Origin of the sequence: Pseudoalteromonas sp. SS15, assembly GCF_049257195.1 — a bacterium.
Classification (GTDB): domain Bacteria; phylum Pseudomonadota; class Gammaproteobacteria; order Enterobacterales; family Alteromonadaceae; genus Pseudoalteromonas.
Genome location: NZ_JBMMUD010000001.1, coordinates 710,720 through 736,809 on the forward strand (window position 1 = coordinate 710,720; position 26,090 = coordinate 736,809).

Annotated in this window: 30 protein-coding genes; 15 read left to right on the top strand and 15 right to left on the bottom strand. The window is 41.1% G+C overall.

All coding sequences use genetic code 11. The features are described from left to right. Positions 1 to 157: 157 nt before the first annotated feature. From metH to AAEU28_RS03135, 3 genes are read right to left on the bottom strand one after another with little or no spacing between them, the layout of a single operon-like run. Positions 158 to 2,791, bottom strand: a complete 2,634-nt coding sequence (gene metH / locus AAEU28_RS03125) for a methionine synthase (protein ID WP_421962900.1) — start codon at positions 2,789 to 2,791, stop codon at positions 158 to 160. 10 nt (positions 2,792 to 2,801) lie between these two features. Beyond that, a complete protein-coding gene (locus AAEU28_RS03130) occupies positions 2,802 to 3,857 on the bottom strand; it encodes a homocysteine S-methyltransferase family protein (protein WP_130255420.1) in 1,056 nt (351 codons plus the stop codon). Further along, a complete protein-coding gene (locus AAEU28_RS03135; RefSeq protein WP_421962901.1) occupies positions 3,847 to 4,794 on the bottom strand; it encodes a homoserine O-succinyltransferase in 948 nt (315 codons plus the stop codon). The genes AAEU28_RS03130 and AAEU28_RS03135 overlap by 11 nt, the downstream gene beginning before the upstream one ends. A 161-nt stretch (positions 4,795 to 4,955) precedes the next feature. Between AAEU28_RS03135 and AAEU28_RS03140 the strand changes: the two genes are divergently transcribed. From AAEU28_RS03140 to AAEU28_RS03175, 8 genes are all read left to right on the top strand, one after another. Continuing rightward, on the top strand, positions 4,956 to 5,843 hold the full coding sequence (locus tag AAEU28_RS03140; protein ID WP_421962902.1) for a DMT family transporter: 888 nt from the start codon (positions 4,956 to 4,958) through the stop codon (positions 5,841 to 5,843). A 102-nt stretch (positions 5,844 to 5,945) separates the two neighbouring features. Then, positions 5,946 to 7,619 carry an energy-dependent translational throttle protein EttA gene (gene ettA / locus AAEU28_RS03145; protein WP_058030209.1) on the top strand — a complete coding sequence of 558 codons (1,674 nt, stop codon included), beginning with the start codon at positions 5,946 to 5,948 and terminating at the stop codon, positions 7,617 to 7,619. Positions 7,620 to 7,746: 127 nt separating this feature from the next. Further along, positions 7,747 to 8,118 carry a PilZ domain-containing protein gene (locus tag AAEU28_RS03150; protein WP_421962903.1) on the top strand — a complete coding sequence of 124 codons (372 nt, stop codon included), beginning with the start codon at positions 7,747 to 7,749 and terminating at the stop codon, positions 8,116 to 8,118. Between the two features lie 43 nt (positions 8,119 to 8,161). Next, complete coding sequence (locus AAEU28_RS03155) at positions 8,162 to 8,566, top strand: DUF350 domain-containing protein (RefSeq protein WP_349286216.1); 405 nt, start codon at positions 8,162 to 8,164, stop codon at positions 8,564 to 8,566. 5 nt (positions 8,567 to 8,571) lie between these two features. Continuing rightward, positions 8,572 to 9,159, top strand: a complete 588-nt coding sequence (locus AAEU28_RS03160) for a DUF1190 domain-containing protein (RefSeq protein ID WP_421962904.1) — start codon at positions 8,572 to 8,574, stop codon at positions 9,157 to 9,159. Between the two features lie 28 nt (positions 9,160 to 9,187). After that, entirely contained in the window at positions 9,188 to 10,357 is a 1,170-nt protein-coding gene (locus tag AAEU28_RS03165) for a glutathionylspermidine synthase family protein (RefSeq protein WP_421962905.1), read from the top strand. 84 nt (positions 10,358 to 10,441) lie between these two features. Next, the gene (locus tag AAEU28_RS03170; RefSeq protein WP_421962906.1) at positions 10,442 to 11,356 is read left to right on the top strand and encodes a YgfZ/GcvT domain-containing protein; all 915 of its coding nucleotides are present in this window, start codon (positions 10,442 to 10,444) and stop codon (positions 11,354 to 11,356) included. Positions 11,357 to 11,368: 12 nt separating this feature from the next. Continuing rightward, positions 11,369 to 11,854 carry a peptidylprolyl isomerase gene (locus tag AAEU28_RS03175; RefSeq protein WP_349286219.1) on the top strand — a complete coding sequence of 162 codons (486 nt, stop codon included), beginning with the start codon at positions 11,369 to 11,371 and terminating at the stop codon, positions 11,852 to 11,854. A 113-nt stretch (positions 11,855 to 11,967) separates the two neighbouring features. On the opposite strand, the gene AAEU28_RS03180 is transcribed toward AAEU28_RS03175, so the two are convergent. Genes AAEU28_RS03180 through AAEU28_RS03190 form a run of 3 tightly spaced genes read right to left on the bottom strand, consistent with a single transcriptional unit; the run spans position 11,968 to position 13,744 of the window. Then, positions 11,968 to 12,501 carry a hypothetical protein gene (locus AAEU28_RS03180; protein WP_421962907.1) on the bottom strand — a complete coding sequence of 178 codons (534 nt, stop codon included), beginning with the start codon at positions 12,499 to 12,501 and terminating at the stop codon, positions 11,968 to 11,970. A 13-nt stretch (positions 12,502 to 12,514) separates the two neighbouring features. Next, positions 12,515 to 13,405 carry a DUF481 domain-containing protein gene (locus AAEU28_RS03185; protein WP_421962908.1) on the bottom strand — a complete coding sequence of 297 codons (891 nt, stop codon included), beginning with the start codon at positions 13,403 to 13,405 and terminating at the stop codon, positions 12,515 to 12,517. Between the two features lie 6 nt (positions 13,406 to 13,411). Further along, positions 13,412 to 13,744, bottom strand: a complete 333-nt coding sequence (locus AAEU28_RS03190; RefSeq protein WP_349286222.1) for a DUF440 family protein — start codon at positions 13,742 to 13,744, stop codon at positions 13,412 to 13,414. 145 nt (positions 13,745 to 13,889) lie between these two features. On the opposite strand from AAEU28_RS03190, the gene AAEU28_RS03195 reads away from it, so the two are divergent. The 4 genes from AAEU28_RS03195 (at position 13,890) to AAEU28_RS03210 (ending at position 16,745) form a co-directional block, all read left to right on the top strand. Further along, positions 13,890 to 14,681, top strand: coding sequence for a crotonase/enoyl-CoA hydratase family protein (locus AAEU28_RS03195; protein ID WP_421962909.1), 792 nt, complete (start codon positions 13,890 to 13,892; stop codon positions 14,679 to 14,681). Positions 14,682 to 14,725: 44 nt separating this feature from the next. Next, positions 14,726 to 15,106: a CidA/LrgA family protein gene (locus AAEU28_RS03200; protein WP_421962910.1), complete on the top strand. Its 381-nt coding sequence runs from the start codon at positions 14,726 to 14,728 to the stop codon at positions 15,104 to 15,106. Further along, positions 15,096 to 15,803 carry an LrgB family protein gene (locus tag AAEU28_RS03205; RefSeq protein WP_421962911.1) on the top strand — a complete coding sequence of 236 codons (708 nt, stop codon included), beginning with the start codon at positions 15,096 to 15,098 and terminating at the stop codon, positions 15,801 to 15,803. Before AAEU28_RS03200 ends, AAEU28_RS03205 begins: the two co-directional genes overlap by 11 nt. A 114-nt stretch (positions 15,804 to 15,917) precedes the next feature. Next, positions 15,918 to 16,745, top strand: a complete 828-nt coding sequence (locus AAEU28_RS03210; protein ID WP_421962912.1) for a mechanosensitive ion channel family protein — start codon at positions 15,918 to 15,920, stop codon at positions 16,743 to 16,745. A 90-nt stretch (positions 16,746 to 16,835) separates the two neighbouring features. Here AAEU28_RS03210 and AAEU28_RS03215 read toward each other — a convergent pair whose 3' ends face one another. The 4 genes from AAEU28_RS03215 to cysS all read right to left on the bottom strand — a co-directional run bounded on the left by AAEU28_RS03215 (position 16,836) and on the right by cysS (position 19,486). After that, positions 16,836 to 17,006: a hypothetical protein gene (locus AAEU28_RS03215; RefSeq protein ID WP_421962913.1), complete on the bottom strand. Its 171-nt coding sequence runs from the start codon at positions 17,004 to 17,006 to the stop codon at positions 16,836 to 16,838. Between the two features lie 20 nt (positions 17,007 to 17,026). Then, positions 17,027 to 17,542: a hypothetical protein gene (locus tag AAEU28_RS03220; RefSeq protein WP_421962914.1), complete on the bottom strand. Its 516-nt coding sequence runs from the start codon at positions 17,540 to 17,542 to the stop codon at positions 17,027 to 17,029. Further along, a complete protein-coding gene (locus AAEU28_RS03225) occupies positions 17,539 to 17,841 on the bottom strand; it encodes a helix-turn-helix domain-containing protein (RefSeq protein ID WP_138480905.1) in 303 nt (100 codons plus the stop codon). The genes AAEU28_RS03220 and AAEU28_RS03225 overlap by 4 nt, the downstream gene beginning before the upstream one ends. 265 nt (positions 17,842 to 18,106) lie before the next feature. Further along, on the bottom strand, positions 18,107 to 19,486 hold the full coding sequence (cysS, locus tag AAEU28_RS03230) for a cysteine--tRNA ligase (RefSeq protein WP_421962915.1): 1,380 nt from the start codon (positions 19,484 to 19,486) through the stop codon (positions 18,107 to 18,109). Between the two features lie 183 nt (positions 19,487 to 19,669). Between cysS and AAEU28_RS03235 the strand changes: the two genes are divergently transcribed. Continuing rightward, positions 19,670 to 20,161 (top strand): peptidylprolyl isomerase, encoded by a 492-nt coding sequence (locus tag AAEU28_RS03235; RefSeq protein WP_421962916.1) that lies wholly within the window; start codon positions 19,670 to 19,672, stop codon positions 20,159 to 20,161. 87 nt (positions 20,162 to 20,248) lie between these two features. Further along, on the top strand, positions 20,249 to 20,992 hold the full coding sequence (gene lpxH, locus AAEU28_RS03240; protein ID WP_421962917.1) for a UDP-2,3-diacylglucosamine diphosphatase: 744 nt from the start codon (positions 20,249 to 20,251) through the stop codon (positions 20,990 to 20,992). A 58-nt stretch (positions 20,993 to 21,050) separates the two neighbouring features. On the opposite strand, the gene AAEU28_RS03245 is transcribed toward lpxH, so the two are convergent. Together AAEU28_RS03245 and miaE are read right to left on the bottom strand one after the other, a co-directional pair. Then, positions 21,051 to 21,572: a YdcF family protein gene (locus AAEU28_RS03245; protein ID WP_421962918.1), complete on the bottom strand. Its 522-nt coding sequence runs from the start codon at positions 21,570 to 21,572 to the stop codon at positions 21,051 to 21,053. Between the two features lie 21 nt (positions 21,573 to 21,593). Continuing rightward, the gene (gene miaE, locus AAEU28_RS03250; protein WP_421962919.1) at positions 21,594 to 22,352 is read right to left on the bottom strand and encodes a tRNA isopentenyl-2-thiomethyl-A-37 hydroxylase MiaE; all 759 of its coding nucleotides are present in this window, start codon (positions 22,350 to 22,352) and stop codon (positions 21,594 to 21,596) included. A gap of 231 nt (positions 22,353 to 22,583) precedes the next feature. Here miaE and AAEU28_RS03255 point away from each other — a divergent pair, with 231 nt between their 5' ends. Continuing rightward, complete coding sequence (locus AAEU28_RS03255) at positions 22,584 to 23,183, top strand: Yip1 family protein (RefSeq protein WP_349286235.1); 600 nt, start codon at positions 22,584 to 22,586, stop codon at positions 23,181 to 23,183. A gap of 110 nt (positions 23,184 to 23,293) precedes the next feature. On the opposite strand, the gene purF is transcribed toward AAEU28_RS03255, so the two are convergent. From purF to AAEU28_RS03270, 3 genes are all read right to left on the bottom strand, one after another. After that, positions 23,294 to 24,820, bottom strand: coding sequence for an amidophosphoribosyltransferase (gene purF / locus AAEU28_RS03260; RefSeq protein WP_058030235.1), 1,527 nt, complete (start codon positions 24,818 to 24,820; stop codon positions 23,294 to 23,296). Between the two features lie 32 nt (positions 24,821 to 24,852). Beyond that, positions 24,853 to 25,347: a CvpA family protein gene (locus tag AAEU28_RS03265; RefSeq protein ID WP_058030237.1), complete on the bottom strand. Its 495-nt coding sequence runs from the start codon at positions 25,345 to 25,347 to the stop codon at positions 24,853 to 24,855. Between the two features lie 61 nt (positions 25,348 to 25,408). Next, positions 25,409 to 26,086 (bottom strand): SPOR domain-containing protein, encoded by a 678-nt coding sequence (locus AAEU28_RS03270; protein ID WP_421962920.1) that lies wholly within the window; start codon positions 26,084 to 26,086, stop codon positions 25,409 to 25,411. Positions 26,087 to 26,090: the final 4 nt, after the last annotated feature.

Below are 26,090 nucleotides of genomic sequence, written 5' to 3' on the forward strand. Positions count from 1 at the left end.
CTCATGAATAATTAATTTCATCTCTAATTAATTATATGAAGTTTTCTTAGAAAAGTAATCTCCGCTCTAAGTAAAAGCTCTATAGAAAAAGTGATACATAAAAAAAGCACTTATATAAATAAGTGCTTTTTAGAGTGTTTTGATTTTAAGTTGAAGCCTATTCAGGCTCGTATCCAAGATTTGGTGACAACCAGCGCTCTGCCTCTTCAAGGCTCATATTGGTTCGCTGCGCGTAGTCTTCAACCTGATCCTTTTGGATTTGCGCCACCGCATAATATTTAGAATCAGGGTGAGAGAAATACCAGCCCGATACAGCAGCACCTGGCCACATTGCATATGAGCTTGTAAGTTGCATACCGATACGATCTTCAGTTTGCAGTAACGACCAGATTTTTTTCTTCTCAGTATGTTCAGGACATGCAGGATAACCTGGAGCAGGACGAATACCTTGGTAATTTTCACGAATAAGCTCTTCATTACTGAGGTTTTCATCAGCTGCATAACCCCAGTACTCTTTACGAACTTGCTCATGAAGATATTCAGCAAACGCTTCGGCTAAACGGTCAGCAACCGCCTTAACCATGATCTTGTTGTAGTCATCTTGTTGCGCGTCGAATGCTTCAGCTAAGTCGTCTTCTTCAAGACCGCCAGTTACAGCAAATGCACCAAAGTAGTCAGGTGTGCCTTTCGGCGCGACATAGTCGGCTAAACAGTAATTCGGGAAATCAGTTTTCTCCGTTTGCTGACGTAAGTGACAACTTAACTCTAATACTTCAGAACGAGTTTCATCTGTGTAGATCTCAATGTCATCACCTACACGGTTTGCTGGGAATAAACCAATCACGCCAAGTGGTTTCAGCGCTTGTGTTTTTTCAAACTCATCAAGCATCGCATTAGCATCGTGATAAAGCTTTTTCGCCTCTTCACCAACAATCTCGTCATCAAGAATACGAGGGAATTTACCAGCCAATGACCAAGTCATAAAGTAAGGTGTCCAGTCGATGTATTCACGCAATGTTTTGATGCTGACATCTCTAAACTCTGTAACACCCAGCTTTTTTGGCACAGGTGGCGTGTAGCTATCCCAATCAAGTTTTGCGGCATTATCACGGGCACGCTGGATAGTAACAGGTTTACTACGTGGCTTTTTACGCGCTTGTTGCTCACGCACTTTTACATACTCAGCGGTAGTCTTAGCTAGAAACTCTGGCTTTTGTGTTTTGCTTAATAGGCTTGATACCACACCTACCGCACGGCTGGCATTGTTCACATACACTACGCCTTTGTCGTACTGGGGCTCAATTTTAACCGCAGTGTGTGCTTTAGAAGTGGTTGCACCACCAATTAATAATGGAATATCAAAACCACGACGGGTCATTTCTTTCGCCACATGTACCATTTCATCGAGCGATGGCGTTATAAGGCCCGATAGACCAATGGCATCGGCTTTTTCGTCTATGGCAGTTTGCAGAATTTTCTCAGCAGGCACCATCACGCCTAAATCGACCACTTCATAGTTATTACACTGAAGAACTACGCCCACAATGTTTTTACCAATGTCGTGTACGTCACCTTTAACCGTTGCCATGATAATTTTACCATTAGTTGCGCCCTCTTCTTTCTCCGCTTCGATATACGGATCAAGGTAAGCAACGGCACGTTTCATTACACGAGCTGATTTTACAACCTGAGGCAAGAACATTTTACCAGCACCGAATAAATCACCGACGACATTCATGCCGTCCATCAATGGACCTTCAATCACTTGAATTGGTTTATCCATTGAAGCGCGACACTCTTCAGTATCTTCTTCAATATACTCGGTAATACCTTTAACAAGTGCGTGTTCTAAACGCTTTTCTACTGACCAAGTTCGCCACTCTAGGTCTTCCACTTTTTCAGCTTGCGCCAAACCAGAATATTTAGGTGCCAACTCAACCAGTCGCTCACCTGCGCCAGGATCGGTATTTAATACAACATCTTCTACGGCTTTTCTCAGCTCAAGGGGAATATCATCATAAACTGCAAGCTGACCAGCATTCACAATGCCCATGTCCATGCCAGCTTGAATCGCATGGTATAAGAACACTGAGTGAATGGCTTCACGAACCGGATTATTCCCACGGAACGAGAAAGATACGTTCGATACACCACCCGACACTTTACAGTGCGGCAAGTTTTGCTTAATGCGACGTGTGCCTTCAATAAAGTCAACCGCGTAGTTATCGTGCTCTTCAATACCTGTTGCTACCGCAAAGATATTTGGATCAAAGATGATGTCTTCAGGTGGGAAGCCTAGCTGGTCAACCAAAATACGGTAAGAGCGTTCACAAATTTCAAATTTTCGGTCGGCTGTTTCGGCTTGCCCTGTTTCGTCAAACGCCATAACGACAGCCGCAGCACCAAAGCGTTTGATAATTTTAGCCTGACGAATAAACGGCTCTTCACCTTCTTTCAATGAAATCGAGTTAACGATCGCCTTACCCTGAATGCACTTTAAGCCCGCTTCAATGACTTCCCATTTAGACGAGTCAACCATGATAGGCACGCGAGAAATGTCAGGTTCAGAAGCAATCAAATTTAAGAATTTGGTCATTGCCGCTTTCGAATCTAACATGGCTTCATCCATGTTGATGTCGATAACTTGTGCGCCGTTTTCTACTTGCTCACGCGCAACATCAAGGGCTGTTTCGTAATCTTCTTCTAAAATTAGGCGTTTGAACTTTGCAGAACCGGTAACATTGGTTCGCTCTCCAACGTTGGTAAAAATTGCGGTATTTTGTTGCGTCATCTGATACTTCCTAATTCAAGTTACACGCTTCAAGGCCCGCTAAGCGCATACGCACATCTAGCTCAGGCAGAGATCTTGGTTTAATTTGCGCAAGGCCATTAGCAAATGCCTTAATATGCTCAGGTGTTGTACCACAACAGCCACCGACGATATTGATGAAGCCTTCTTTGCCCCAGTCGATGATTTCTACTGACATTTCATCGGCTTCTAAATCGTACTCACCAAATTCATTCGGTAAACCAGCATTAGGATGCACTGAAGTAAAGGTTTCACACACGCGCGACAGCTCTTCAACATAAGGACGTAATAAGTCTGGGCCTAAAGCACAGTTCAAACCAATTGAAATAGGTTTAATGTGTCGAATTGAATTATAGAATGCTTCTGTTGTTTGACCTGACAATGTCCGACCAGAAGCATCGGTAATAGTACCTGAGATCATAACTGGCAGCGTAATACCCGCTTGTTCAAACGCCTCTTCTACCGCAAATGACGCAGCTTTAGCATTTAAGGTGTCGAAAATCGTCTCAATCAAAATTAAATCTGCACCACCTTCAATCAAAGCAAGCGTAGACTCAATATAGGCCTCAACCAGCGCATCGAAGGTAATATTACGATAACCAGGGTCGTTTACATCTGGTGAGATTGAACACGTTTTAGAAGTTGGACCTAATACACCTGCTACATAGCGCGGTTTGTGCGGCTCTTTCTCAGTGAACTCATCACAAATTTTACGTGCTAATTTAGCCGACTCAAGGTTGATTTCACGACTCAAACTGCCCATTTCGTAGTCTTCCATCGAAATGGTGGTCGCGTTAAAGGTATTTGTTTCAATGATATCAGCACCAGCTGCTAGATATTTACGATGAATATCTGCAATGACATCAGGTTGAGTTAGGCTTAATAAATCGTTATTGCCTTTCACTAACACATGCCAATCTTTGAAGCGCTCGCCGCGATAATCTTCTTCTTCAAATTTATATTCTTGGATCATGGTACCCATGGCGCCATCTAAAATAAGAATACGTTGTTTTAAAGCCTCTTTTAAGGCTGCACTTTTATTCGGCATAGTTGTTAGTCCTTACATCTTGGCTAACTAGGTTAATATCGTATGGGGTTGTTTGGTAAACGTAATAATTCAGCCAATTTGAGAATAACAAAAAGGCATGACTTTGCCATGTTTTACTCGGTTTTTGCTCAGCATCGTTATTCGGGAAGTACCCTTCTGGCTTAGGCGCATCCGGGCTTTTGGCTAGGTCGCGAAAATATTCTTTTTGTAAAGTATCAGCATCGTATTCAGGGTGACCGGTTAAAAACACCTGACTGCCAGACTGATTTTTAATTAAATACGCACCCACTTTTTCTGAGCCTGCTAACACGGCAAGTTCTGGTGTACTTTGGATTTTAGTAAGGTCAATGTGACCGTAGCGAGAATGCGGCACTAAAAACTCATCGTCAAAACCACGAGTTAGTGCACCATGCTCAAACAAACAACGGTGCTTAAATACACCGCATAATTTATCGTCACGAAGTTCACGCTTTAAACCATAATGATGGTACAAACCCGCATGAGCTGCCCAACAAGAAAATAACGTTGAAGTCACATGGTTTTCAGCCCAATCAAATAGCTCTTTGAGTTCTTGCCAGTATATGACATCGTCATATTCCAGATGAGCCAGCGGCGCACCTGTGATGATCATGGCATCGTAGTTTTCCTCTTTTACATCAGAAAAATAGCGATAGAACATATCTAAGTGTTGTTCAGAATTTTCTGAACTACGGTGCGTATCTAAACGTAATAAATCGACGTTAACCTGAAGCGGCGTATTCGCAAGCAAACGAATAAACTGCACTTCGGTTTCAACTTTGTTGGGCATAAGATTAAGAATCGCCAAGCGCATCGGACGGATCTCCTGCGTTCTTGCCCGTGATTTAGGCATCACGAAGACATTTTCATGTCTGAGTGTAGCAATGGCAGGTAGCTCATCTTTTACGGTGATCGGCATACAATTCTCCCCAACTTAATTTATGGGTGTCATTATGAACGTAAAGTCGAAAAATTCAACCTCTAGATGTTTAGATGTCTAAAATCCCAACTCATTTGTTTGCAACTGAAAAATTTACTTAGATAATTCACGCTCAAACATCATTATAAAAAGAGAAAAAAATGGGGATCGGTGAACTTGCCGCAATCAGCGCAGCCATAGTCTGGGCGTCATCTACGATGTTATACAAACGCTTTAGCCATCACTTATCGCCCCTGCAACTAAATGTCAGTAAAGGCATAATTGCTTGTGCACTGATGTTATTAATTTTGCTCATTTTGCCTACCAGCCCTTTACCACAATTAGCCAGCTCTTGGGCTTGGCTTATTGTCAGCGGCATTTTGGGTATTGCTATTGGCGATAGCGCTTATTTTGCTGCACTTAGAAATATAGGCCCAGCACGTACACTTGTCATTGAATCTCTCGCGCCTGCCATTGCGGGTGTACTAAATATTGTCTTGCTCGGGGTATGGCTCAGTGGCCTTGCATGGCTTGGTATTGTTATCACAACTTTAGGTGTTCTAGTGGCTATTAAACCCAAAAATCCATTACCTCAAGTTGAGCACAGCATTTATATCAAAGGCGTTGGTTTTGCGTTGCTTGCAGCCACTTGCCAAGCGGCAGGCATGGTGATGTCAAAGGGTGCTATGAATGCTGAACAAATCGGTAGTTTGTGGGCTGCTTTTATTCGTTTATTTTCAGGCACACTGGTTGTCGCGTGTGTTGTCGCCTGTCTAAAAGAGCAAAATCTCAAACAAGCCATTACCTTAGATGGTATAAGTCAAAAGCAATGGCTTTTTGTCGCGGTGTTTTTTGGCACCTTTATTGGCCTTTGGTTGCAGCTTATTTCAGTCAAGCATACCGATCCGGCTATCGCACAAACTATTTTCGCAACCGCTCCATTGATGGTGATGACCATTGGCGCCCTGCGCAAAGAACCCATGACAAAAAATATGATATTGGGTGGGATAATTGCTTTTTCTGGTGTGGCACTGTTAGTTTTGAGTTAATTTCATGAGTTTAAAAAAGAGATAACTTGCTGTTTGATTGACGAAATCGCTAGGTAAACTCTACAATATGCAAGTTAATTTTGAACATGAAAGGTTTCATCTATGGCATTGCCAGATAAGTTTATTTATTCAATGCACCGCGTTAGCAAAGTGGTGCCACCTAAACGTACGATTTTAAAAGATATTTCATTATCTTTCTTCCCTGGTGCGAAAATTGGTGTACTTGGTCTAAACGGCGCAGGTAAATCGACTCTTTTACGCATCATGGCGGGTGTTGATAAAGAGTTTGAAGGTGAGGCGAATGCACTTGCTGGTACTAAAATCGGCTATCTTCCTCAGGAACCTCAATTAGACGAAAACAAAACAGTTCGTGAAACTGTTGAAGAAGCTGTCAGCGAAGTTAAAAACGCCCTTGCGCGTCTTGACGAAGTCTATGCGGAATATGCAATGGATGGCGCTGATTTTGACGCTCTAGCAAAAGAGCAAGGTCAATTAGAAGCTATTATTCAAGCGCATGATGGTCATAACCTAGATAACGCTTTAGAGCGCGCTGCTGATGCACTTCGCCTACCTGAGTGGGATGCAAAAATTGAGCACTTATCGGGTGGTGAGCGTCGCCGTGTTGCTATCTGTCGTTTGCTTTTAGAAAAGCCAGATATGCTTCTACTAGACGAACCAACCAACCACTTAGATGCTGAGTCTGTTGCATGGTTAGAGCGTTTCTTACACGACTATGAAGGGACTGTTGTGGCTATTACCCACGACCGTTACTTCTTAGATAACGTTGCTGGTTGGATCTTAGAACTTGACCGTGGCCATGGTATTCCGTGGGAAGGTAACTACTCTTCTTGGCTTGAACAAAAAGATGCACGCCTTAAACAAGAAGAAAAAGCTGAAAAAGCACGTCAAAAATCAATTGCTCAAGAGCTTGAATGGGTGCGTTCAAACCCGAAGGGTCGCCAAGCTAAATCTAAAGCGCGTATGGCGCAGTTCTCTGAACTACAGCAAAGTGATTACCAAAAACGTAACGAAACAAATGAGCTATTCATTCCACCTGGTCCTCGCCTAGGTGATAAAGTAATTGAAGTAAATGGCCTAACTAAAGGCTATGGTGACCGTGTACTTATCGACAACCTAAGCTTCAGTGTACCAAAAGGTGCAATCGTTGGTATTATCGGTGCTAACGGTGCAGGTAAATCAACGTTATTCAAAATGATCTCAGGCCAAGAGCAAGCAGATGCTGGTACTGTTGATGTTGGTGAAACTGTAGAACTCGCTGCGGTTGATCAGTTCCGTGACAACATGGACGACAGCAACACTGTTTTCCAAGAAATCTCTAACGGTCAAGACGTACTTAAAATTGGTAACTTTGAGATCCCAAGCCGCGCCTATGTTGGCCGCTTTAACTTCAAAGGCAACGACCAACAAAAGTTTGTAAAAGAGCTTTCTGGTGGTGAGCGCAACCGTCTTCACCTAGCTAAGCTTTTAAAAGCTGGCGGTAACGTTTTACTACTGGATGAGCCAACCAACGACTTAGACGTTGAGACACTTCGTGCTCTAGAGAATGCGATTTTAGAATTCCCAGGCTGTGTAATGTGTATCTCGCACGACCGTTGGTTCTTAGACCGTATCGCTACACACATTCTTGATTACCGTGACGAAGGCCAAGTGAACTTCTTCGATGGTAACTATACTGAGTATGAAGCTTGGCTGAAGAAGACCTATGGCGCACAAGCTGCCGAGCCTAAGCGTATTAAGTACAAAAAAATTGGCTAAATAATCCACGCAATAGCTAATTTTTGCAAATCATTGATATTGAAAGCCCTGTTTATGCAGGGCTTTTTTTACACTGGAGCCTAAGTGTATTACTATCTATGCTTAGATTATCTAGAATATTGAGAGAATGATGATGGAAGAACGCAGACGTTTTACGCGTATTTTGTTTTCAAACCAGGCAACCTTAATGACTGCCAGTGGTGATTACAATTGCCAAGTACTCGACCTTTCATTAAAAGGCGCGTTGATCACCTTGCCTGTAGGCTATGTTCCCCTTCAAGGTGAAGCCGCTAACCTAAAGTTTCATTTACCAGACAGTGATGTACTGATTTCAATGGAAGTCGAAGTAAGACATGTCGAAAGTGAATATTTAGGCCTTCACTGTAATCAAATCGACCTTGAGAGTGTGACGCACCTTAAACGCTTGATTGAACTCAATGTGGGTGATGATGCTGTACTGCATCGAGAAATCGAACAACTTGCCTTTAAAAACGCTTAAACAAATTAAAAACTAACTATCAGTTATAAGAAGAGATAAAAAAATGATTTTGGAATCTTTACAAGGATTTTTGCCTTTTATTAGTTATTTCGTAATTGGCTATGCAATTACTTTGTGCTTTTTGTTTGTATACACCTACATAACGCCACACTGTGAATGGCGTTTAATGAAAGAAAACAACCCTGCTGCTGCGGTCGCGTTCTGCGGTACATTAATTGGTTTTATTTTACCTATCGCCAGTGCAGCGGTGAATGCTGTGTCGCTTTTAGATTTTGCTGTTTGGGGTGTGATTGCCGGAGTGATGCAGCTAGTTACATTCTTTACCGTTCGCTTATATATGCCGAAGCTGTCTGAAAAGATTGAAGCACAACATTTGAGTGCTGGTTTATTTTTAGGTGCAGCCTCACTGGCTACGGGAGTTTTAAACGCCGCCTGTATGACTTACTAGGAGGCATGATGAAACGTAGCAAACACATTAAATTAACTTTACTTATGGGCGCTACTGGCTCATTAGCAGGCTGTGGTGATAGTGAAGAGTCCGCTTTATTATTTCAAGATACGATGGAATGTAACTCTTTTGGCATTGAGTTAGAAACTTGCCAAGCAGAGTATCAGCAAGCGTTAGAGCAACACTTAAATGAAGCCCCGCGTTACGCCACCGAGCAATTGTGTGAAGGTGATTTCGGCTTCGATAGATGTGAATCTAACAGCGGTATTTGGCAACCTCTTATGGCTGGCTTCATGATAGGCTTAGTCGCTGAGGCTGTCGACGAAGGGCTCGATGCTTTAAAGAAAAAACGTAAACATAAACGTGCCATGTTAGGCGGAAAATACTATTCAGGTGCCAAACCTTTATACCGTAGCCGTGACGATTTCTTTAGCTATCGTAATTCAAACAATGACTATGTGGCCAGTGCGAGTAGCAGCGGTTCTACGCTCGTCAAATCAAGTAAAGTGAACTACAAAGCAAAACGAAAACCCGTTACTCGTAAACGCGGTGGTTTTGGTCGTAGTGCTTCAAGAAGTAGCTGGGGAGGTTAAGCGAAAGCTTAACCTCTAGTTTCACATTATGTTCAGAAGATCATCCCCGCCTCGCCAACATTGGAAACAGCTCGCCAAAGAAACTGGCTTTAACTTTCATACCATGCACGGTGAAAGTTATTGGGATGAAAGTATCTATTACCAATTTACTTTACAGCAAATAGAGCAAGACATAGAGGACCCGAGTGTCGAACTCAATCAAATGCTTTTAGAGTTGGTTTCTAAAGTCTGTGACGATGATGAGCTCATGCAGTTATTTGCCATCCCCGAACAGCAGTGGGATTTAATTCGTCGTTCTTGGTTTAGACGAGATCCGCATTTATACGGCCGCTTTGATTTTAGTTACAACGGCAATGGCCCGGCCAAATTACTCGAGGCAAATTTTGATACACCGACTTCATTATTTGAAGCTGGTTATTTTCAATGGCGTTGGCTTGAAGATATGGTTGATGCTGGACAGCTGCCGAGGCACAGCGACCAGTTTAATGCCTTACAAGAAGCACTGATAAAACACTTTCGACAACTACATCGATTTCATCGTGCTCAACGTTTATATTTCTCGTGCTGTAAAGATACAGAAGAAGACCTAGGCACAGTCGAATACATGCGCAGCTGTGCCATGGAGGCGGGTTTAAAAACGGGCTTTTGTTTTGTCGAAGACATTGGGCTCAATGACGCCAACCAATTAACCGACCTAAACAATAACCCCATAAGTTGGATGTTTAAACTTTATCCTTGGGAGTTTATGTTTACCGATGAGTTTGCACCTGCTTTATCGAATTTAAAGATGCAGTGGTTAGAGCCAGCTTGGAAAGCCATCATTTCAAATAAGGCGATTTTACCTTTACTTTGGCAAATGTTCGAAGGCCACCCGAACCTGTTACCAGCTTATTTTTCGAAAGATAAACACAAACTCGATACGGCCGCTGGTATCGTTAAGAAGCCGATTTTTTCTCGTGAAGGGGCAAATATAGAAATTACCAAAGCAGGTAAAACGCTGGCTAGTTCTGGCGGCGAATATGGTGATGAAGGTTTTATTTATCAAGCTTTTCATGCTTTACCAAACTTTGATGGCAACTACCCTTTAATTGGCAGTTGGATGGTAAAAGATGAAGCTGTGGCTATGAGTATTCGAGAAGACAGCTCTTTAATTACACAAGATCTGAGCCGCTTTGTACCGCATATAATCTTGGGCTAATTTGCAGCTTTTAAGTTATAGCCATTTAAGCATATTCACAAATGCGCTACCATTAACACAAATCATTTCATAGGGATGAATACTATGTCGCACACACGTGCTTTTCCTTTGAACCAACATCTCATTTCAGTCTCAGGCCAAGATCAACTTAACTATTTACATGGCCAATTGACACAAGATTTGAATTTAATTAACGAACAGCAATTTCTGTGGGCAGGTCATTGTTCACCTAAGGGCAAGCTTTGGGGTGCATTTAAGCTATTTAAGCATCAATCAAAATTTTATTTATTAGGCAGCCCTGCTGAATGTGAAGCTTCAGCGAGAGAGCTAAAAAAGTACGGTGTTTTCGCTAAAGTTGAAATAGAGCTTCACGAAAATCCAAAACTTTTCGGGCTTTTAACTAACGACTTTTCTGCAACCTGTGAGCAGTTTGAAATCACATTCTCGGAACAACAAAATAGCAGTGAGTTTGCAGGCGGCATTGCCCTGAAACTCGATGAAACTCGTCTTATTGTTTTATTAAACGATGACGCAGAATTACCTAATAGCATTTCGCTTGAAAACGATGCAACTGAGTTTGAAGAAGCGGCCATTTTGGCTGGTGAGCCATCACTAAGCACTGACTATATTGAAGAGTTTGTGCCGCAAATGATCAACCTTCAAGCAATCGGTGGTATTAGTTTTAAAAAAGGCTGCTATACAGGCCAAGAAACCGTTGCACGTATGCGTTATTTAGGTAAAAACAAGCGCGCTATGTACATAGTACAAGGCGATGCTTCTCAAGCAGTTGAAGACGCAGATTTAGAAATTCAACTTGAAGAAAATTGGCGTCGTGCAGGCAAAATCATTTGCCAAGTGTTCAATGCAAACTCAAACACCTACTCTGCACTGGCTGTATTACCAAATGATACACAATCAGATGCTACACTTAGGTTAAAACAATCTCCAGAGCAGTTGGTTTCAATCCAACCGCTTCCTTATTCTCTTGAAGATCAATAATTGGATCCTATTATGAAAATCACTAAAGACGCCGTTGTAAAAATGCACTTCTCTGTAATGGATGACGAGCAAAATACCATAGATAATACCTACGACGGCGAACCGCTTGAGATCATCTCGGGCCACGGTTACTTAGTACCAGGCTTAGAAGCGGCTATTGCGGACAAACAAGCTGGCGACACTTTCTCTGTCACTATTGAGCCAGAGCAAGGCTATGGTGAGCGTCATGATAACCTAACCCAGGTTGTTGAAAAGTCAATGTTTGAAGGTATGGACATTGATGTGGGTATGCAATTCAGAGCGACCACAGACGAAGGTGAGCACACCGTAATTATCATTGGTATTGAAGGTGATGAAGTTGTCATCGATGGTAATCACCCGCTATCGGGTTTAACCCTGACTTTTGATGTTGAAATCGTTGATGTGCGTGAAGCAACGGCTGAAGAGCTTGAGCACGGTCATGTACATACAGAAGGCGGTTGTGGTCACGACCATTAATGCAACTGTAAGCTGTAAGCTGTAAGCTGTAAGCTGTAAGCTGTAAGTAAAAAATAGCGCCAATGTTATGTTCGGCGCTATTTTTTTATTTAGGCTAAATGAGCTAACTATGTCTAACTAAAATCAAATGGATCTTTACGCTTTTTAACTGGCTCATGTTCCTCGTCGTCTTCATCAATATCTGCTTTTTCAGGCGTATTAATCACTTCAGGAACATACTTAAGCGCTTCGGGAAAACTAGCAAGTAAGGTTTCTTGGTCATTTGTACCAACACGGTATTTAGTGCCATCCTTTAGCTGGATTTCGATAGCAGAGAAACCGGCAGCTGCATAAACCCATCCATCATGACTAATACGCATTCCGACACCATGACGTAACGAGTTACGAACCGCTCTCACAGACTCTATATCATCAAAATTTAGTGTTTTCTTACCAACACCTGGGCCAAACCAAAAACTGACTGAATGGTTGCTTTGATTCACTTCAACAGTCAGACCATAAAAAGCTATAGCAACCAAAACAAGTAATGCAGCAAACCCAACGATGCCAGCATTAAACCCTATTAGTTGCGCAGCAACGGCTAAAAAGCTACTGATCCACAATAAAATTGCCCATATCACCCATGCAAATTGTGTATGCTTGTACATAAACTCTCTTTAATTAATCTTCAATTAAAACTGGGGTTGGACGCTTGAAGTCTTGCAGTCCACCACTAAAGCTGTAAATCAATGTCGCGCTGATTTCAGTGTCTTTTTTAAGCTTATTCTCTTCAGGCTGTGAATTGTGTCTATAGGTATAAGCCACTTTAAAACCAATTCCACCTAACACTTGAGTAACCAGTGCCGTTTCGCTCAAAACTCGGGTATTTAACCCTGATAGTGAACGCTCAATACTGATATCTTGGTTAAAGCGCGTTCTCTCAGAGACTTTGCGCTCCCACTGTAAAGCCAAACGTAATAATTGGCCTTGCTGGACACGATCTGCACCCTCGAATAGATCAATTTCATCACTGGTTCGCGTTATTGATAAACCTGGACCTACATCTAAATCAACGGTGTTCTTTCTACCCTCAAATAAACGCGTGCCATATCCGAGTGCAAAGGTGGCGGTATATTCTTTACCGTTAAATTCGTCGTCTTCGTAGTCAGCGTATAAAAACAACGACTCATTATCTTCACCAATTTTATAGTTACCTTGCATTGACACAAAGTAACGCTCCGCTGATACCGTTTCAGTCCCAGTCTCTGCATCAGTGTCTTCACGGTAAAGACCATCAAACTTAAAGTGATTTCGCCAGTGGGTGAAATCTTGATACAAATTGCCCTTCAACTTAAACGCAGTATTTTCAGCGTTACCTTTGTTGATGATTAAACCAAACTCCGTATCGCCATATAAAAACTCACCTTTGTGAAGTTCATGTATTTCTTCATCTGATAGCTCTCCGTATTCATGGAAATCTTCAAATGGATCTACCGCATAGGTAGGGTTGCTGAAAGTAGCAAAGCAGAGACCGGCTATGAGTGCCGGTATTTTTATTTTTTTTATTAACATGCTTATCTATTGAATGTTTTCTTCGGCTTCTTGCTTCCATAACACATGACAGAACGGCGCATCCAAGTCGCGACTGATAAGAATTTTAGCAAGCACTTCATCACCATCTTCGTATTCAATGCCCACTAAAACTTGTACAAAATCTTCAAGATCACTTTCAAGAGATACAAATTCTTGCCAGCTATCATCAGGTTCACTGTCTTCAATAAAACCAAACTCTTCATGATGTTGGTTAAATTCAGCAATATCTAACTCTGATAAATTTTGTGGTGCTAACTCTTGAAAAATTTCATAAGCTTGATGGGTTGCTTCTTCAATACTACAAAGACGTGCTGGCATAGAAAGTCTCACTAACAAATATTGTGGCTATCATACAAAACCGTCAATTACTTGGCTATGGTCTTGAGTCGAATTGATGAATTTACATGGTAAACAAAGCCATATAGAGTGTTAACTCTAAAACGATAATAAAAACAGGTTCCCTATGGTTTCACTCGAAATAATAAACAATGTTGCTTACGTCACCCTGAACCGCCCTGATAAACAAAACGCATTAAGTGTTGAAATGTTTATTCAGCTTGATAAATGCATTAAAAAAATCAAAAAACAGCGTGAAATTCGCGCTGTTGTTATTCGCGGAGCGGGCGCGCATTTTTGCTCAGGGCTAGATGTGAAGTCTGTCATGGCTAAACCTCTGAATATCGTTAAGTTACTTTTTAAATGGCTACCAGGAAACGCAAACCTTGTGCAGAGGGTCGTACTTGGCTGGCACACTATCCCTGTACCTGTTATTGCTCTCATGCAAGGTAATAGTTTTGGTGGGGGCCTTCATATTGCGCTAGGTGCAGATATGCGCATCGCCAAAAGCAGCACACAAGTTGCTATTATGGAATCACGCTGGGGCTTGTGCCCTGACATGGGCAGCTCACCTTTATTACTTGGGTTAACGCAATACGACAAAGCTTTATTGCTGAGTAGCCAAGGAGAACCTATTGATGCCCTGCAGGCCTTTAAACTTGGTTTAATTACAGAAATAGTCGAAGATCCTGAAAAACGCTGTAATGAGATCATAGAGCAACTCAAAACACGCTCTCCAGATGCACTCGCTGCGATTAAGCGGATGCATCAAGCAAGTTTTCATTTTAACCGCAGACGCATTCTCGCAAAAGAAACTTGGTCCCAAATCAAACTGTTATTAAGTAAAAATACGCGTATCGCCATGTATAATGCGACTAAGGAAGAAGCCAAACCATATAATCAAAGAGGAAAATGGTAAGAAGGTCGCATCGACACTCCTTACTAACTCTTTATACTTGGACTATGAATAATACTAAAACATATCTTTTAGCTTGGTTTAAATTCAGCGCCAGTTTGATGTTACTTATTGGCTTTTTGTTTATCTCAAAGCTAACTACCTCATATTTTCAAATTGCTTTTCCTAGTGCCTTATTGGCTATGTTGATTGTGTTTGTATTATTAATGACGGATATCGTGAAAGAATCTTGGCTCGCTCCTGCTTGCCAGCCTATTTTGAAGTATATGGCGTTGTTTTTCATACCTGCGGGTGTTGGATTAGTTGAGCATATAGATGTCTTTACGACTCATTGGTCATTATTGTTGCTGGTATTGCTGCTGGTGCCTTTAATAGGGCTTGTCTTGGTTTCATTCATTACTAGTTTAAGAGGCAAGCATGCTAAGTGACTTGCTTATCACAATGTTTGTTTGTGCGTTCATTACTGGGCTATTTTTAGTTACCAGAAGGTTGAATAATCAATTTCCCTCTCCTCTACTGAACCCTCTACTGCTTTGTATTGTGATGCTGAGTGCAGTACTGATTTTTTCAGATATTAATTATAAAGACTTTTCCAAAGCCAGTTACCCCATTCATTTCTTTTTAGAAGTGGCTGTTGTCGCACTCGCCTACCCACTCTATAAGCAAATGCATGAAATTAAGCGCTCTTTGGGCTTGCTATTACTGAGTGGTTTTATAGGTGTCACCAGTGCCACATTGATTGCCTTCATATTATGCAAACTCTTTGCTGTACCTGATGAGCTGTTAAACTCTTTAATGGCGCTCTCAGTGACCACTCCAATAACACTCATTATCACTGACGGATTAAACGGCATTCCAGCTATCGCCGCCTTTATGGTTATCTTGATAGGCATGTTTGGTGCTGTGTTTGGGTTGTCTTTACTACATCTTTTTAAGGTTAAAGATCAAAGAGTAAAAGGCCTTGCTCTTGGGGTGGTATGTCACGGTATCGGCACCGCAGCTGCGATTGAGCACCACCCTCAGGCTGGTGCTTTTGCTTCGGCTGCCATGATAATCAGTGCATTGATCACCGCAATTTGGGTGCCCACGCTTTATGCTATATTGACGCAACTAAGTGGTGGTTGATTTATTTAACTAATAAAGCAACTCATAAGTATTATAAAACAATGGGTTATTTTATTTCTTATGCTAACCTCTGATTAACTCCATTATTTGTTTTAAATTTATTAGGTATTGACCGTGATCCAACAAGAAATAGAACAAGTTGAACGTTACTACACCATTATTAAAGACTATTTAGTCAACTACAGCATGCAAGTGGCTGCTGCGATCTTAATCCTCATTATAGGGATGTGGGTTTCTAAGAAGCTCTCTAAAACGGTAGAACGTTTATTACTCAAGCATAACATTGATATTGCATTAACCAACTTTATTGCCAATGTGGTGAAAGTGCTGCTTATTGTGATGTTTGTGGTGATTGCCCTCGGAAAACTCGGGATCAGTATTACGCCATTTGTTGCTGCCATAGGTGCAGCCTCACTCGGTGCGGGCTTGGCTTTGCAGGGAATGCTTTCAAACTATGGGTCGGGCCTTGCGATTATTGCTACGCGCCCATTTGTTGTCGGTGATACGATTTCTGTTAAGGGTGAATCTGGTCAGGTTAAAATGATAGAGCTGGGCCATACCATTTTAATCAATGAAGAAAACGTTGAGATCACCATTCCTAACAAGCACATCGTTGGCGAAGTACTGCATAACTCATTTAATAACTCATTGGTTATGGGAGAAATCGGCATTGCCTATAGTGCTGACAGCGATAGAGCCATTAACCTTATCAAAAACATTCTCTCATCTCATGACAAAGTGGCCAACGAGCCGCACGCTAAAATTGGTATTGAACGCTTCGATGATAGCGCGGTGATTATTAGTTATCGCTACTGGGCACCCACTACTGAGCTGATTGATACTAAACTCGATATTAACCAACAAATATATGCGCAGATTAAAGCCGCTGATATTGAAATACCGTTCCCGCAGCGTGTGGTGACGATAAAAAACGAGAATTAAAATATTTAAATTATGATTGCTAGGTTTTTAGCCTGAGCATAAAAAAGCCGTTCGAATTGAACGGCTTTTGTGTATTTATTTCAAACTAAGTTAAGGCTTTGGGAGTTCAGAGAGCTTAACTGGCTCTGCCGTTAAACTTGAGCTGAAAGAATCAGTTTCAACGCTTTGTGACTTTTTCTTCTCTGGTAATTTTGGGCTATCATCACCATGTGTCGGCAAGCCACCTTTAATTAGTTTTAACTGCTGTCTATTTAATTCCATAAATATATTCCAAGTAAGATTTACTGCTTTGAGAATTTTGCTGTTGAAAGCTTCCAAGATTTTATAGTAAAAGATAGGCTCACAAGTGAAGTTAATATTATCATTAGTTTTTGCAAGTTATCCCTAACATAAAGCTTATAATAAGCATTATCCAACCAATCAATCCAATAAAAGTAAACTTCAACAAAAGCAACGAAATTGTTTACAACACATACTAAAGAAATAGCTATTAAGGTCGCTTCTTGCACTGTATAAGTATGTTTTTCATAAGCCTCTGCAAAAAACTTAATTCTATAAAGCTTGTAAGCTACATATCTTCGTAAGAATACAAATAATAAAAATAATAAAGACATGGACATTGACCACACATAAAAACCAATTGGTTTTGAAAACGCCCACTCTAAAGTTGATAACGCTACAGCACTTGAAGCCAAAATACATAGGATCAAATATCTAGCATTTATGTCTTTCCATGAAAAGATAAGGGCAAATAGGTAACAAACCAAGGCAAAATAATCAAAAGGATTTAACATCATTCTTTCACCTCTTCAACATCTTTATTATTCTTATTTTCTTTGTCATTTTTCTTACCAAAAATATCAAAGTATGAGGCAGGATCGCGACCACTGATCAACAGTATGTCGATAAATTTGCTGAGAGGGATTTCGTTTTTGCCGCTTTCCCAATTTGAAATGGTTGATTGGTCGCACTCAGATATCATACGCTTAGCAAGCTCAGCTTGACTTAAGCCTAGTTCTTGCCTGATCTGACGAATGAATCGCTGTGCTTCAACCTTGAAGCTAAAAGTCTTCCTTTTGCGCTCGGTTGCTTTCATTATTTCCTTTCCAAGAAAAGCTATATCCTTAGCTTTTTCAATAAAACAGTTTTACTCAGTTGAGTCATACATGACTAAAAATTTACAGCATAATAACAGAGCCGTTTCATAAGTGAAACACTCTTTTTGGTTCTTTATTAGGCATAGTAAGCAAGATTTGTAATGTTAAGAAAAAAACCCGTTCGACTTAACTAAGAGATAAACATAAAAAAGGCCCGATAGTTCAATATCGGGCCTCTGTATTAATTTTTAACTTAAAGCTTATTTATGCTTTGCGCCAAGTAGTTTTACCTGCACTGTCCTCAAGTACCACCCCCATCGCTGTTAACGCATCACGCGCAGCATCTGCAGCAGCCCAATCTTTATTCGCTCGCGCTGTTAAACGCTGCTCAATTAACGCTTCAATCTTAGCAACTTCGTCGTCGTCTTGGTCGCCTTGTAAAAATTGCTCTGGTTGTTGCTGTGCAATACCTAGCACTTCAGCAAGCTTCACAAGAATAAACGCGTGCTCGCCCGCCGCTTTTGCATCTTTTTCTTTTAGCAAGTTCACTTCTTTTGCTAATTCAAAGATAACTGGCAGCGCTTCTGGTGTATTGAAATCATCGTTCATTGCGGTTTCAAAACGCTTAGCAAACTCTGTTTGCTTGTAATCAACTTCAACCAGCTCAACATCACGTAACGCTGTATAAATACGTTCAAGCGATGAACGCGCCTGATCTAAATTCTCTTGTGAGTAGTTAAGCTGGCTGCGATAGTGACCGTTAATTAAAAAATAACGTACTGTTTCGCGGTCGTATTGCTTTAATACTTCACGCACTGTAAAGAAGTTACCTAAAGATTTAGACATCTTCTCTTTATTTACTTGCACCATACCTGTGTGGATCCAAGTATTTACGTAGTTACCGTTATTAGCGCAGCATGACTGGGCAATTTCATTCTCATGGTGCGGGAACTGTAAGTCTGAACCACCACCATGAATATCAAAATGCTCACCTAAATGTTTTTGGCTCATTGCACTACATTCAATATGCCAGCCTGGACGACCTTCACCCCAAGGTGATGACCAAGAAGGCTCACCTGCTTTGGCTTTCTTCCAAAGTACGAAATCTAGTGGATCATCTTTGCCTTCAGCGACTTCCACTCGTGCACCCGCTTGCAGCATATCTAAATCTTGCTGAGAAAGTTGGCCGTATTGTTCAAATGTTGATACATCAAATAGTACGTCGCCGTTTTGTGCAACGTAGGCGTGTTTTTTCTCAACAAGGCGTTCGATCATGTCGATGATCTCATTCATATGGCCGGTTACCGTTGGTTCAATATCAGCTGGCAACATATTCAATGCTTCAAAATCTTCGTGCATTGATTTAGTCATACGAACCGTTAAGTCGTTTATTTCTTCATTGTTTTCAGCTGCGCGCTTAATAATTTTGTCGTCTACATCGGTGATGTTACGTACATAGGTAACATCAAACCCTAAATAGCGAAGATAGCGATTCATCACATCGAATGAAACGTAAGTACGCGCATGACCCACGTGGCAGAAATCGTAAATGGTGATACCACACACATACATGTCGACTTTGCCTTCGACAAGAGGTTTAAACGGCGCTTTTTCACGAGTAAGTGTGTTGTATATCTGCAACATTGAGTCTGTTTCCTAATCCAATAATAGACATAAGCCGCAATCATAACACTTGAATTCGCCCTGCTCTATACCCGATTGCAGCTATTTCCCGATAAATAAGCCATTAACACAAAGCTTTAACCTATTTATATTCTGCTATAAAATACATTCCTTTAATAAACACATATCGAATAGGTAACCACAATGGTTGTACTTCAAACAAACTTTGGTGAAATCAAAGTAAATCTTTTTGCAGAAGAAGCACCTGCTACAGTTGAAAACTTTTTAAGCTACGCGAAGTCTGGTTTTTATGACGGCACTATCTTCCACCGCGTAATCGACGGTTTCATGGTTCAAGGTGGTGGTTTCACTCAAGGTATGGAACAAAAGTCTGTTCAAGCACCAATTCAAAATGAAGCTAACAATGGTCTGAGCAACAAAACTGGTACACTTGCTATGGCACGTACACCAGATCCACACTCAGCAACAGCTCAGTTCTTCATCAACGTAAACGACAATGACTTCCTAAACTTCTCTAGCGAAACATCGCAAGGTTGGGGTTACTGTGTATTCGGTGAAGTTGTAGAAGGCATGGACATCGTAAACAAGATCAAATCTGTTGCAACAGGTTCTGCGGGCTTCCACCAAGACGTACCACTTGAAGATGTGATCATCGAGAAAGTGACTGTTGCTTAATTCTGAGTGCTAAGCAATTAAGGCTAGGTATGCACCTAGCCTTGTCTTTTTCATCATTCACTATTCATTTTCTTTTAGGCTTTTTGAATGGCATCTCGCAAAACCTACTTTATCTCTGACTTACATTTAACTGAAGACCGTCCTGACATTACTCATGCTTTCAAACTCTTTCTTGAAACCCATATGACTGATGACGTCGATGCTTTGTATATTCTTGGAGATTTTTTTGAAGTATGGATAGGCGATGATGGTCATACAACACTGACCGACGAAGTTGCCTCGCTGTTGAAATCTGTGTCAGATAAAGGCATTCAAGTATTTTTTACCCATGGTAATCGAGATTTTTTGCTTGGGAAAAAATATGCCAAGCAAGCAGGCATGACTTTATTGCCTGAACAAAAAGTCATTGATTTATACGGTACACCTACAGTCATTCTGCACGGTGATGAAATGTGCACCCAAGATGTTGCCTATCAAAAGTTTCGCAAGAAGAGTCGCGGCTGGTGGTGGCCAAAACTGATGCTCGCCATGCCACTCAGTTATAGAAGAAAAGTCGCCAAACAAGCGCGCCAAAAAAGTATTGAAAGCCAAAAAGGCAAGCCATTAGATATTCTAGATGTCACCGCTGACGCAGTGTTAGACATGTTTGCAAAGCACAATGTAAAACACATGATCCATGGTCATACACACAGACCAAATGTGCACACAATTGAAAAAGACAGAGACACGTTAACTAGAACGGTACTCGGTGATTGGTATTCGCAAAGCTCTTATTTAGTGGTCACTGAAAACGAACAAACGTTGCACCAAGGAAAACCATTTACCGGATAATTTCCTAGTAAAAGATTGAATATAGCAACCGTGATTGCTTTCCTCTAACTGACCTAATTTATTGAGTTTTTGTTTCAATATCGGCCAACAGCATATCTATATTTTCAGCTTCTCTTTGTAATGCCCTTACTTCATGTGCTAATAATTTTTCTAGTTCATACTCACAAACAGGCGTTGGCGCTTCGACACATTCAAGCAAAAGTTCAGGACAAAGACGATTAAAGATGTACTTTGCTCTTTTCATATGAAAACTCGAAGTGACCAGTACAACTTCAGAAATAGCTGCCTGTTTTAAGATAGGTTTTACAAGCAAAGCATCTTCTAAAGTAAAACGGCTTTCGGCGATGGGTAAAAATTGAGTATCGGGAACACCCAACGCTTTTAAGTAAGCTTTTACGTAATCTGCATGAGCATGTTCAGTCACATTAAAATGCGCACCAAACCCGCCAGTACAAAGGATCTTTAACTCTGGATAATTTAAATGGTATTCGAAAGTTGTCTGACATCGTGGTTTAACAATTTCAGACAACTCCCCTTGGGCATTATTTGGCCCGCCCAGTAAAATAATCGCTTTTGACATTCAATGCCTTTAATCTGTCTTTTAAGCTAGTGTCGGCGCACCTGAATGGAATTTAAAGTCTTCATCTGGAGAGGCTATTAGTTCAGCTTCTACCTCACCAAAAAATGCGACGCGTTCAGATATGTCTTTCCCTGCAATTTCTTCTGCCAGCGTCAGGTAGTCTTGATAATGGCGCGCTTCAGAGCGCAGTAACGACACATAAAAATCACCAAGCTTTTTATCTACATGTGGTGCTAGCTTTGCAAATCGCTCACAAGAGCGGGCTTCGATATAAGCGCCACAAATCAACTTATCAATGAGTTTTTCTGGCTCATACGTGCGAACATGTTTAAGTAGCCCACTTGCGTAACGACTTGATGCACAATATTCGTATTCAACGCCACAGTCATGCATGATCTCTAATACTTGATAAAAGTGATGTAACTCTTCTTTGATAAGCAAGACCATTTTATCAATCAAATCTTGCCCATAAGCGGTCTGTGCTTTAGGCACCATTGATTTATTCAGCTTATTGCAATCTGCTAGCTCTTGCCAACTGCCTATTTTTCGATAAGTAAAATCTTCATAGGGCTTAAGCCACTCTAGAAGCGCCGTACCACTGTCTTTATCTACTGCGTATTTACGAATCAAATACATAGCAGATTGCGCTGCTTTTAGCTCGCAGACCATATGGTCAATTAAAATGACTGGTAGGTTTTTAGGGTCTTTTGCTGCTTCAATCCAACTAGTTGGGGTTTCGCATTGCAAGAATTGATTTATTGGCTCTAAAAGCTTATCCAAGGCTGACTCTCAAAGTGACTCTAATAAAAATTAACGCGAATTGTATCATAAAACTGGCTCAGGCTAATGCATTGGATCAAAGGAAGATTATTGCGTTCAAAGGATTCAAAACTTTTCAATTAGACGAAAGTTTAACCATTTCTTGACAAAGAAATGCTTCTTACGCATAAATAACTATGAAAGATGTATAAAAAACACACACCCTTTGCCAAATTCTGATAAGGAGGCCTTATGATTTTAAATCATTTATGGGGCTTGTACGCTCACCCACTCGAAGAGTGGCAAACCATAGATAATCGTCATGAGAGCATGAAGTATAGTTTATCTCATATCGCGCTTATCGCATTAATCCCAAGTATTATGGGATACATTTCTTCTGTACACATTGGCTGGCGCATCGGCACATCAGACGTCGCATTTCTAACACATGAAAGTGCCCTATTGATTGGTGTCGCTATGTATTTTGCACTGATTATGGGGGTATTTGCTCTAGCCTATTTAGCACATTGGATGGCGGTTACATTCGGAGCTAAGCCAACGTATACACAAACTTTAGAACTTGCAGCTTATACAGCTACGCCGTTATTTATGTCAGCTGTTTCTGCTGTTTTTCCTGAGTTGTGGTTTGTAGTGACTGTCGGTATGGCCGCACTGGCTTACTCTGTTTACTTACTTTATACCGGAGTGCCTATTTTAATGCACATCCCTGAGGAGCGAGGCTTTATCTATGCAAGCTCTGTAGTGACTTGTGGATTGGTCTTAATTGTAATTATTATGGCTGGAACGGCTATTTTATGGACTAATGGCATAATTAGCCCTACCTTTAGTTAGGGTGCTTTAAATAGCCCCTAAATTTTTGCTTTTATCCAAAAGTTAAAAGGAGCGAATAATCGCTCCTTTTTATATGTCTAATAGAAGTGAATAATTAAATAATTAAATAATTACTCGCCCTCTGACTCTTCTTGGTTATGTAACTCAAGTGAAGCAGACATTGCTTGCTCACGTGTTGATTTTGCAGAGTCATTACGTAGTGCATCGATACGATTTAGGTATTCTTGATCGATATCACCTGTGATGTACTGACCATCAAATACTGATGTTTCGAATTCTGTTACTTCAGGGTTTTCTTGACGAACTGCAGCGATAAGATCTTCAATAGATTGATAGATTAAGCCGTCTGAACCAATACTCTGGTTGATATCATCTACTTCACGACCGTGTGCAATTAGCTCTGCAGCTGATGGCATGTCGATACCATATACGTTCGGGAAACGAACTTCTGGTGCAGCTGAAGCAAAGTATACGTTTTTCGCGCCTGCTTCACGTGCCATTTCAACGATCTGCGCTGAAGTTGTACCACGTACAATTGAGTCATCTACAAGTAATACGTTTTTACCTTCGAATTCTCTGTCAATCGCATTTAATTTACGACGTACAGATTTCTTACGCATTTCTTGACCCGGCATAATAAATGTACGACCTATATAGCGGTTTTTAACGAAGCCTTGACGGTATGGCTTGTCTAGAACCGTAGCAATTTCTAGCGCTACATCACATGACGTTTCAGGGATTGGAATAACTACATCGATGTCTTTATCGGCCCATTCGCGTGCGATCTTCTCACCTAGCTTAGTACCCATATTTACACGTGTCGCATAAACTGACATGTTATCGATTACAGAGTCAGGGCGTGCGAAGTATACAAACTCAAAAATACACGGTGCATGTTGTGTATTAACAGCACACATTTGTGAGAATAGTTGGCCATCTTCAGTCACGTAAATTGCTTCACCTGGTGCTACGTCTCGCACAAATTCAAAGCCATCAGCTTTGAGTGCCACGCTTTCAGAAGCAAACATGTATTCAGTACCGCTTTCAGTTTCGCGCTTGCCATATACAAGTGGACGAATACCTTTCGGATCACGGAAAGCCACAATACCGTGACCAATGATCATCGCAATACTTGCGTAACCACCAACAACTAGCTCATTCACATTTGAAATTGCACTGAACATATCTTCAGCTTCAAGCTTTAACTTACCTGATTTACAAAGTTGATGCGCTAAGATGTTTAAAAGAATTTCAGAATCTGAAGTGGTGTTTACATGACGGCGAGCTTGGCTGAATAATAACTCTTTAAGCGCTTCTGCGTTTGTTAAGTTACCATTGTGCGCTAAGGCAATACCAAATGGAGAGTTTACATAAAATGGCTGTGCTTCTGCAGAACTTGAAGAGCCTGCAGTTGGGTAACGCACATGGCCGATACCAATATTGCCTTGAAGGCGCTTCATATGGCGGGTATGAAACACATCTTTAACAAGACCATTTGCTTTTCTTAAGCTAAACGTATTGTTATCGATTGTGATGATGCCTGCTGCATCTTGCCCACGGTGTTGCAAAACAGTTAAGCCGTCATACAAAGCCTGATTAACAGGAGATGTTGCGACTATACCAACGATACCACACATTAAATTTTTCCTCGCCGATTAACGGTTTCCGATTAACGGTTCACTGAATTTAAAAAGCTAGAGTTGTCTTCTAAGTAAGAGAAAAACCACTCAATAACAAAACTAAATTCAGGGATCAAAGTTGATGCTGTCCACCAAGGTGCATCGGGTGCACCGGTAAACGCATCCAGAAAAAACAGTAAGGCGCTCACGACTAATACACCTCGAAGTGCACCAAACACAATACCTATGATACGGTCGGTGCCTGACAGGCCTGTACGTTGTACAAGTTCTGACAAAATATAATTAACAAGCCCACCCAACAGTATGGTCGCAAAAAATAATATGGCAATTGCGGCCGCATTTCTTAAAAGGGGTTCTGAAATGGATGTAAGGAAGGTTGCTAGATATTGATAGAATAAACTAGAAATGAAAAATGCGCTGATCCATACAACCAATGACATTGCTTCTTTTACAAAGCCTCGCATTAGTCCGAATAAGGTGGAAAGACCAACTATACCGAGAATCGCGTAATCAACCCAGTTCATAATAACCAACAAGTCGTTAATTTGGGGCGCATTCTATAAGAGCCAAGGGTCAATTACCAGATCATTTTGTTATATCGAATTGGGTTAGTCGGCCTTTTAGTTTTGTAAGCTTTTCTAACTCTGGCAATTTTTGTTCTAGATCGGTCTTATCTAACTGAGGACCAACGAATACTTTGGTTAACTCCCCATTGCGCGTTTTAATGGGTCGGGTAAATGCGGTAAAACCTGCGTTCTTTAGTTTTTTCATCAATGCTTCAACATTGGCTTTATGAGAAAAACTGCCCAGCTGTATGACGTACGCCATGCTGGTTAAGTTAGATTCTTCTGAACGTTGCAAAGGCGCTATTTCTGCCTCTACTACTTGCTGTTGAGGTTTTACAACTTCAACCTCTGGTTTTGCCTCTTCAACAACTTGTATTGGTTGTGAGTTTGAATCGTTTGTCTCTGTGTTCACAGCTTCTTTAATTTCTGAGCTATCAGCTTTTTCTGTAGAGGCAGGCTCAGCGTCAAGTGCAGTCTCATCATGCAAAGCTTCAGGTTTAATCTCAGGGGCAAGCTCAGCTTTTGCATCAATCTCTTGCTGAATTTCAATTGTAGTGAACTCAGGGCGCTCAGGAATGGCTTTAAAACCGTCTTTGAAGTGAACTTTTTCACCATCAAGAATATTCGGTATAAAAATGATGGCAGCGACCACCACAATACTAGTACCCACTAAACGGTTTAAAAATCCTGAGTTCACAGCT

Excerpts from the sequence above, each read along its gene's own strand:
- AAEU28_RS03185 (WP_421962908.1), bottom strand. The coding sequence starts at position 13,405 with ATGTTAATAAAAAAAATAAAAATACCGGCACTCATAGCCGGTCTCTGC.
- AAEU28_RS03135 (WP_421962901.1), bottom strand. The coding sequence starts at position 4,794 with ATGCCGATCACCGTAAAAGATGAGCTACCTGCCATTGCTACACTCAGA.
- AAEU28_RS03150 (WP_421962903.1), top strand. The coding sequence starts at position 7,747 with ATGATGATGGAAGAACGCAGACGTTTTACGCGTATTTTGTTTTCAAAC.
- AAEU28_RS03190 (WP_349286222.1), bottom strand. The coding sequence starts at position 13,744 with ATGCCAGCACGTCTTTGTAGTATTGAAGAAGCAACCCATCAAGCTTAT.
- AAEU28_RS03265 (WP_058030237.1), bottom strand. The coding sequence starts at position 25,347 with ATGAACTGGGTTGATTACGCGATTCTCGGTATAGTTGGTCTTTCCACC.
- AAEU28_RS03225 (WP_138480905.1), bottom strand. The coding sequence starts at position 17,841 with ATGAAAGCAACCGAGCGCAAAAGGAAGACTTTTAGCTTCAAGGTTGAA.
- AAEU28_RS03180 (WP_421962907.1), bottom strand. The coding sequence starts at position 12,501 with ATGTACAAGCATACACAATTTGCATGGGTGATATGGGCAATTTTATTG.
- AAEU28_RS03155 (WP_349286216.1), top strand. The coding sequence starts at position 8,162 with ATGATTTTGGAATCTTTACAAGGATTTTTGCCTTTTATTAGTTATTTC.
- lpxH (WP_421962917.1), top strand. The coding sequence starts at position 20,249 with ATGGCATCTCGCAAAACCTACTTTATCTCTGACTTACATTTAACTGAA.
- AAEU28_RS03200 (WP_421962910.1), top strand. The coding sequence starts at position 14,726 with ATGAATAATACTAAAACATATCTTTTAGCTTGGTTTAAATTCAGCGCC.
- AAEU28_RS03130 (WP_130255420.1), bottom strand. The coding sequence starts at position 3,857 with ATGCCGAATAAAAGTGCAGCCTTAAAAGAGGCTTTAAAACAACGTATT.
- AAEU28_RS03235 (WP_421962916.1), top strand. The coding sequence starts at position 19,670 with ATGGTTGTACTTCAAACAAACTTTGGTGAAATCAAAGTAAATCTTTTT.
- AAEU28_RS03205 (WP_421962911.1), top strand. The coding sequence starts at position 15,096 with ATGCTAAGTGACTTGCTTATCACAATGTTTGTTTGTGCGTTCATTACT.
- cysS (WP_421962915.1), bottom strand. The coding sequence starts at position 19,486 with ATGTTGCAGATATACAACACACTTACTCGTGAAAAAGCGCCGTTTAAA.
- ettA (WP_058030209.1), top strand. The coding sequence starts at position 5,946 with ATGGCATTGCCAGATAAGTTTATTTATTCAATGCACCGCGTTAGCAAA.
- metH (WP_421962900.1), bottom strand. The coding sequence starts at position 2,791 with ATGACGCAACAAAATACCGCAATTTTTACCAACGTTGGAGAGCGAACC.
- AAEU28_RS03215 (WP_421962913.1), bottom strand. The coding sequence starts at position 17,006 with ATGGAATTAAATAGACAGCAGTTAAAACTAATTAAAGGTGGCTTGCCG.
- AAEU28_RS03195 (WP_421962909.1), top strand. The coding sequence starts at position 13,890 with ATGGTTTCACTCGAAATAATAAACAATGTTGCTTACGTCACCCTGAAC.
- AAEU28_RS03245 (WP_421962918.1), bottom strand. The coding sequence starts at position 21,572 with ATGTCAAAAGCGATTATTTTACTGGGCGGGCCAAATAATGCCCAAGGG.
- AAEU28_RS03255 (WP_349286235.1), top strand. The coding sequence starts at position 22,584 with ATGATTTTAAATCATTTATGGGGCTTGTACGCTCACCCACTCGAAGAG.
- AAEU28_RS03220 (WP_421962914.1), bottom strand. The coding sequence starts at position 17,542 with ATGATGTTAAATCCTTTTGATTATTTTGCCTTGGTTTGTTACCTATTT.
- AAEU28_RS03170 (WP_421962906.1), top strand. The coding sequence starts at position 10,442 with ATGTCGCACACACGTGCTTTTCCTTTGAACCAACATCTCATTTCAGTC.
- AAEU28_RS03160 (WP_421962904.1), top strand. The coding sequence starts at position 8,572 with ATGATGAAACGTAGCAAACACATTAAATTAACTTTACTTATGGGCGCT.
- AAEU28_RS03140 (WP_421962902.1), top strand. The coding sequence starts at position 4,956 with ATGGGGATCGGTGAACTTGCCGCAATCAGCGCAGCCATAGTCTGGGCG.
- AAEU28_RS03165 (WP_421962905.1), top strand. The coding sequence starts at position 9,188 with ATGTTCAGAAGATCATCCCCGCCTCGCCAACATTGGAAACAGCTCGCC.
- AAEU28_RS03175 (WP_349286219.1), top strand. The coding sequence starts at position 11,369 with ATGAAAATCACTAAAGACGCCGTTGTAAAAATGCACTTCTCTGTAATG.
- purF (WP_058030235.1), bottom strand. The coding sequence starts at position 24,820 with ATGTGTGGTATCGTTGGTATAGTCGCAACATCTCCTGTTAATCAGGCT.